Source organism: Ramlibacter sp. (genome assembly GCF_035706265.1).
Lineage (GTDB): Bacteria > Pseudomonadota > Gammaproteobacteria > Burkholderiales > Burkholderiaceae_C > Ramlibacter.
In genome coordinates, this window is record NZ_DASSVG010000077.1 from 1 (window position 1) to 6,051 (window position 6,051).

Annotated in this window: 8 protein-coding genes and 1 pseudogene; 7 read left to right on the forward strand and 2 right to left on the reverse strand. The window is 68.4% G+C overall.

What is annotated here, in order from left to right; translation table 11 throughout:
• Together VFM98_RS02890 and VFM98_RS02895 are read right to left on the reverse strand one after the other, a co-directional pair.
• Window positions 1–83: pseudogene (locus tag VFM98_RS02890) on the reverse strand (tRNA (uridine(34)/cytosine(34)/5-carboxymethylaminomethyluridine(34)-2'-O)-methyltransferase TrmL); the annotation flags it as partial.
• 19 nt (window positions 84–102) lie between these two features.
• Entirely contained in the window at window positions 103–813 is a 711-nt protein-coding gene (locus tag VFM98_RS02895; protein ID WP_325108392.1) for a ComF family protein, read from the reverse strand.
• A 27-nt stretch (window positions 814–840) separates the two neighbouring features.
• Here VFM98_RS02895 and VFM98_RS02900 point away from each other — a divergent pair, with 27 nt between their 5' ends.
• The 7 genes from VFM98_RS02900 to VFM98_RS02930 all read left to right on the forward strand — a co-directional run.
• A complete protein-coding gene (locus tag VFM98_RS02900; RefSeq protein ID WP_325108393.1) occupies window positions 841–1,731 on the forward strand; it encodes a biotin synthase in 891 nt (296 codons plus the stop codon).
• Between the two features lie 128 nt (window positions 1,732–1,859).
• Window positions 1,860–2,336, forward strand: coding sequence for a DUF2244 domain-containing protein (locus VFM98_RS02905; RefSeq protein WP_325108398.1), 477 nt, complete (start codon window positions 1,860–1,862; stop codon window positions 2,334–2,336).
• A gap of 44 nt (window positions 2,337–2,380) precedes the next feature.
• Window positions 2,381–3,538, forward strand: a complete 1,158-nt coding sequence (gene coxB / locus VFM98_RS02910) for a cytochrome c oxidase subunit II (RefSeq protein WP_325108395.1) — start codon at window positions 2,381–2,383, stop codon at window positions 3,536–3,538.
• A gap of 19 nt (window positions 3,539–3,557) precedes the next feature.
• Complete coding sequence (ctaD, locus tag VFM98_RS02915; protein ID WP_325108396.1) at window positions 3,558–5,237, forward strand: cytochrome c oxidase subunit I; 1,680 nt, start codon at window positions 3,558–3,560, stop codon at window positions 5,235–5,237.
• Between the two features lie 5 nt (window positions 5,238–5,242).
• Window positions 5,243–5,371, forward strand: a complete 129-nt coding sequence (locus tag VFM98_RS02920) for a cytochrome oxidase small assembly protein (RefSeq protein ID WP_325108397.1) — start codon at window positions 5,243–5,245, stop codon at window positions 5,369–5,371.
• A 13-nt stretch (window positions 5,372–5,384) separates the two neighbouring features.
• On the forward strand, window positions 5,385–5,936 hold the full coding sequence (locus VFM98_RS02925; RefSeq protein ID WP_325108399.1) for a cytochrome c oxidase assembly protein: 552 nt from the start codon (window positions 5,385–5,387) through the stop codon (window positions 5,934–5,936).
• On the forward strand, window positions 5,933–6,051 hold a 119-nt coding region (locus VFM98_RS02930), incomplete at its 3' end, for a DUF2970 domain-containing protein (protein WP_325108400.1). The genes VFM98_RS02925 and VFM98_RS02930, both read left to right, overlap by 4 nt.

Sequence of the window (6,051 nt, forward strand, 5' to 3'; positions counted from 1 at the left end):
GTGCAGCCGGTATTGGCCGCCAGGCGGATGACGTTGCCCGTGTTGGGCGGGATCTCGGGCGTGACGAGCACGATGTGGAACATCGCGGGATTGTGGCGTGGCTCAGCCCTGCGGATGCGGCTCCGTGCGCGCGAGGACGACGGCGCTCACGCGCCGCGCACCGGCCTGCCGCAGCGCCTGCGCCGCGCCATGCAGCGACGCCCCGCTGGTCATCACGTCGTCGACCAGCACGACGTGCTTGTCCCGCACTTGATGCGCCCGCAGCGGCTCGACGCCGAAGGCGCCCGCCACGTTGCGCTGGCGTGCGGCGCGGTCCAGCGCCGTCTGCGAGCCGGTCTCGCGCAGGCGCAGCAGCAGCGTCGCATCGGTCTTCGCGGCCGCCAACTGGCGCGCCAGCAGCAGTGCCTGGTTGAAGCCCCGCTCGGCCAGCCGCCCGCGCGCCAGCGGCATGGGCAGGGCGAGATCGGCGCGCGCAAGTTCATCCGCCACGCCGGGAACCGCGGCCATGCGCCGCGACAGCGTCGCGGCCCAGCCCGGCTCGCCACGGAACTTGAAGCGGCCCACCAGCCCCGACCAGGGATAGGCGTAATCGACTGCGGCGAAGCAGGCCGCGAGCGGCGGCGGCTCGCGCAGGCAGGCGCCGCAGACGGGCACGCCCTCGGGCAGGGGCAGGGCACAGCAGCGGCAGCGCGGACGCGCCGGCGCGAAGCGGACTTCGCAGGCTTCGCACAGCGGCTGCGCGGGCCAAGCGCCGCACACGGCGCAGCGGCCGGGCGGCGCGGCGAGCCACTCCAGCAGCCGGGCGATGCGCATGCCTCAATATACTGGGCGGCCCTGCCCATGACCTCCTCCGAACGACCGCCCACCATCGATCCCGTCGCCGCCGCGCGCTGGGAGCGCAGCGCCCCCGCCGCCAGCCCCTGGCTGCACGAGGAGGTCGGGCGGCGCATGGCGGAGCGCCTGCAGTGGATCAAGCGCGCGCCCGCGGCCTGGGCCGACTGGGAGCCGGTGCGCGGCGGCCTGGAAGCGCACGCCCTGGTGGCGCAGCAGTACCCGCAGGCCCGTGCCCACGTGGTCGAACCGCAGCCGAAGCGGGCCGCGGTGGCGAAGGAGCGCCTCGCCAGGCCCTGGTGGAAGCGCATCGCGGGCGGCGGGGCGGTCGAGGTCGGTCCGGTGCCGGTGGGTGGCGTGCAGATGCTGTGGTCCAACATGGAGCTGCACATGGCCGCCGACCCGCAGGCCCTGATGCGCGAGTGGCAACAGGCGCTGGCGGTCGACGGCTTCCTGATGTTCTCCTGCCTGGGGCCCGACACGTTGAGGGAACTGCGCGGGCTCTATGCGGCGCTCGGCTGGCCCGCCCCGAGCCACGAGTTCACCGACATGCACGACTGGGGCGACATGCTGGTGCAGGGCGGCTTCGCCGAGCCCGTGATGGACATGGAGCGCATCACGCTGGCCTTCGAGACGCCCGAGCGGCTGCTGCAGGAACTGCGCGAGCTCGGGGCCAACCTGCATCCGGGGCGCTTCGGCGCCCTGCGCGGGCGCGGCTGGCACGCGCGCCTGCGCGAGGAGATCGGCCGCCACCTGCGCAGCGAGGACGGCCAGCTCACGCTCACCTTCGAGATCATCTACGGCCACGCCCTCAAGCCCTTGCCCCGCGTCGGCGAGCAAAGCGCGGTGTCGCTGTCGGACATGCGGGCCATGTTGCGCGGAGGCCGCAGCCGCGAATGAATCGAACGTCGCTTGCGCTGCGTCAAGGCGGCATTTAGCTCCGATTGCGCCATGTCAATGCCACCTCCATGGAATGGTGGCACATCCGGGCGGGCTACAATGCGCGGTCGATTCTGGTGCACTGCGCCGTGGCCAACCTCGTATTCCGTTTCGCCATCGTCCAGGGGCAGGCCATCCACTGGTTCCTGGGCCGCAACTGCTCGGTGAAGCCCGCCCAGCTGGGATGGCTCTACCTGTCGTTGTGCGTGGTATCGCTCGGAATCGCGGTGTTCTTCTGGTTCCAGGGTGCGGTGCTGGTCCTGCCTTTCACGTGGGTCGAGCTGGCGGCGGTGGGCGTCGCCTTCCTGGCCTACGCCCGCCACGCGGCCGACCGCGAGCACATCCTGCTGCAAGGCCGCAGGCTGGTGGTGGAACTGGAGAGCGCGGGCCGGCTGGAGCGCGCGGAATTCAACCGCGACTGGGTGCGCGTGGAGCCGGCGGCGGACGACCGCTCGTTGATCGAGGTGTCGGGCCAGGGCCGGAGGGTGAACGTGGGGCGCTTCGTGCGCCCGGAGCTGCGGCCGGCGCTCGCGCGCGAGCTGCGGCAGGCGCTGCGCGAGGCGTGAGCGGGGCAGAAGAACGGATTTATTGAGGGCTGGAGCTGAAAACGATGAAGAGACATTCGAAGATCGCGGCGCTGATGCTGGCGCTCGCCCAGGCCGGCACTGCGGCAGCGGCGGTGCAGGACCTGCCGGGCGGCCCCGGGGTGCGGCAGCTGAACCTCCATGCCGGCGCGACGCGCATCGCGGTGGAGCAATCCTGGCTGCACTGGTTCATGCTGATCACGTGCACCGTGATCTTCGTGCTGGTGTTCTCCGTGATGTTCTATTCCATCTGGAAGCATCGCAAGTCCGTCGGCCACAAGGCCGCCAACTTCCACGAGTCGGTGACGGTGGAAGTGGTCTGGACGGCCATCCCCTTCATCATCGTGATCCTGATGGCGCTGCCGGCCACCAAGGTGCTGGTCGCGTCCAAGCACACCTCCAACGCCGACGTGACCATCAAGGCCACCGGCTACCAGTGGAAGTGGGGCTACGACTACCTCACGGGCGACGCCCAGGGCGTGAGCTTCCTGTCCACCATCGACAGCACGCACCGCGAGCTGTCCAACGCCGGCGCCCAGGGCGACATGCCCAACGACTACCTGCTCAAGGTCGACAACCCGCTGGTGGTGCCCGTCAACAAGAAGGTGCGCATCATCACCACCGCCAACGACGTGATCCACTCCTGGGGCGTGCCGGAATTCGGCGTCAAGCAGGACGCGATCCCCGGCTTCGTGCGCGACACCTGGTTCCGCAGCGAGAAGGTGGGCGACTTCTACGGCCAGTGCTACGAGCTGTGCGGCAAGGAGCACGCCTACATGCCCATCCACGTCAAGGTGGTGAGCCAGGACGAGTTCGTGAAGTGGGCCGACGACCAGAAGAAGATCCTGGCCGCCAAGGCCGACGATCCGGCCAAGGTCTGGACGCTGCCCGACATCGTCGCCCGCGGCGAGAAGGTCTATGCCGCCAACTGCGCGGCCTGCCACCAGCCCAATGGCAAGGGCGCCGGCCCGATCCTGCCGCTGGACGGCTCGCCCGTCGTGCTCGATGCCGACAAGACCAAGCAGATCCAGGTGGTGCTGAACGGCCGCAACGCGATGCCGCCCTGGAAGCAGCTGAGCGACACGGACATCGCCGCCGTGATCAGCTACACCAAGAACCACTGGAGCAACAAGACCGGCCAGATCGTCCAGCCCGCCGAAGTGCTGGCGCAACGCGGCAAGTAAGCAGGGAGACAGAGGAACCATGAGCGCAGTTCTCGACCCGCACGGCCACGCGGCCGGCCACCACGACGAGCACCACGAGCACGCCCCCACCGGCTGGCGGCGCTGGGTGTTCGCCACCAACCACAAGGACATCGGGACGCTGTACCTGCTGTTCTCCTTCACCATGCTGATGTTCGGCGGCGTGCTGGCCATGGGCATCCGCGCCGAGCTGTTCCAGCCCGGCCTGCAGCTGGTGAACCCCGAGCTATTCAACCAGCTCACCACCATGCACGGGATCATCATGGTGTTCGGCGCCATCATGCCGGCCTTCGTGGGTTTCGCGAACTGGATGCTGCCGCTGCAGATCGGCGCGCCCGACATGGCCTTCGCGCGGATGAACAACTTCAGCTTCTGGCTGTTGATCCCCGCGGGCCTGATGCTGGCGATGTCCTTCTTCCTGCCGGGCGGGGCGCCCGCCGCCGGCTGGACGATCTACGCGCCGCTGACGATGCAGATGGGCCCGTCGATGGACTACGCCATCTTCGCGCTGCACATCATGGGCGCCAGCTCGATCATGGGGTCGATCAACATCATCGTCACCATCCTGAACATGCGCGCGCCCGGCATGACGCTGATGAAGATGCCGATGTTCTGCTGGACGTGGCTGATAACCGCCTACCTGCTGATCGCCGTGATGCCCGTGCTCGCCGGCGCCATCACCATGACGCTGACGGACCGCCACTTCGGTACCACCTTCTTCAACCCCGCGGGCGGCGGCGACCCGGTGATGTACCAGCACATCTTCTGGTTCTTCGGCCACCCCGAGGTCTACATCATGATCCTGCCGGCCTTCGGCATCATCAGCCACGTGGTGCCGGCCTTCTCGCGCAAGCGCCTGTTCGGCTACGCCTCCATGGTGTACGCCGTGGCCGCCATCGCGATCCTGTCCTTCATCGTGTGGGCGCACCACATGTTCACCACCGGCATGCCGGTGACGGGCCAGCTGTTCTTCATGTACGCCACCATGCTGATCTCGGTGCCCACGGCCGTGAAGATCTTCAACTGGACGGCGACGATGTGGAAGGGCTCGATGACCTTCGAGACGCCGATGCTGTTCGCGGTGGGCTTCATCTTCGTGTTCACCATCGGCGGCTTCACCGGCCTGATCCTGGCCATGGCGCCGATCGACCTGCTGCTGCAGGACACCTACTACGTGGTGGCGCACTTCCACTACGTGCTGGTGGCCGGTTCGCTGTTCGCCCTGTTCGCCGGCTTCTACTACTGGTCGCCCAAGTGGACGGGCGTGATGTACAACGAGGGCCGCGGCAAGATCCACTTCTGGTGGTCGCTGATCTCCTTCAACGTCGCCTTCTTCCCGATGCACTTCCTGGGCCTGGCGGGCATGCCGCGCCGCTACGCCGATTACCCGATGCAGTTCGCCGACTTCAACGCGGTCGCCTCCGTCGGCGCCTTCGCCTTCGGCATCGCCCAGGTGTACTTCTTCTTCTTCGTGGTGCTGCCGGTGATGCGCGGCCAGGGTGCCGCGGCGCCGCAGCGTCCGTGGAACGACCCGGACGGCAAGGGCGCCGAAGGCCTGGAATGGGAAGTGCCCTCGCCGGCGCCCTTCCACACCTTCGAGGTGCCCCCGCGCCTGGATGCCACCGCCACCCGCGTGCTGGACGCACGCGTGCAGCCGGAACACCCCGGCGCGGTGCACTGAGCGCGATGACGGACGTGGCGCGCAAGGACGACGAGCAGCGCAAGGCCAACGTGCGGCTGGCGCTGATCCTGGCGTCCGTCGCACTGGTGCTGTTCCTCGGCTTCATCGCGAAGATGGTCCTGCTGGAGCACTGAGGCGATGGCGCTGATGGACCGCGAGAACCGCAGGATGCTGGGCAAGCTGGCCGTCGTGGCGGCCGGCATGTTCGCCTTCGGCTACGCGCTGATCCCGGTCTACAAGCACGTCTGCGAGGCGCTGGGCATCAACGTGCTGGCCGTGAGCGAGCGGCAGGTGCCGGGCACGTCGACGGCCAAGCCGAACACGCAGGTCGACCGCAGCCGCGTGATCACGGTGGAGTTCGACGCCAACGCGCGCGGGCCCTGGCGGTTCAAGCCGGCCCAGCCCTCGATCCGGGTGCACCCGGGCGAGCTGGCGACCGTGATGTACGAGTTCCAGAACGTGCAGGACCGGCGGATGTCCGCCCAGGCGATCCCGAGCTACGCGCCGCGCAACGCCGGGCCGCACTTCAACAAGATCGAGTGCTTCTGCTTCCAGCAGTACACGCTGGAGCCGGGCGAGAAGAAGCAGTGGCCGGTGGCCTTCGTGATCGACCCCAAGATCTCGAAGGACGTGAAGACCATCACGCTGTCGTACACCTTCTTCGAGGTGGGCGGCAAGACGCCGGAGGCGCCGGGATGAGCGTCTGGCGGACGGCCAAGGCGGTGCTCTGGGGCTTCCTGGGCGTCCGCAGGAAAAGTGGGTACGAGGAGGATCTGGGCAAGCTGAATCCCATCCACGTCATCGCAGTGGGGCT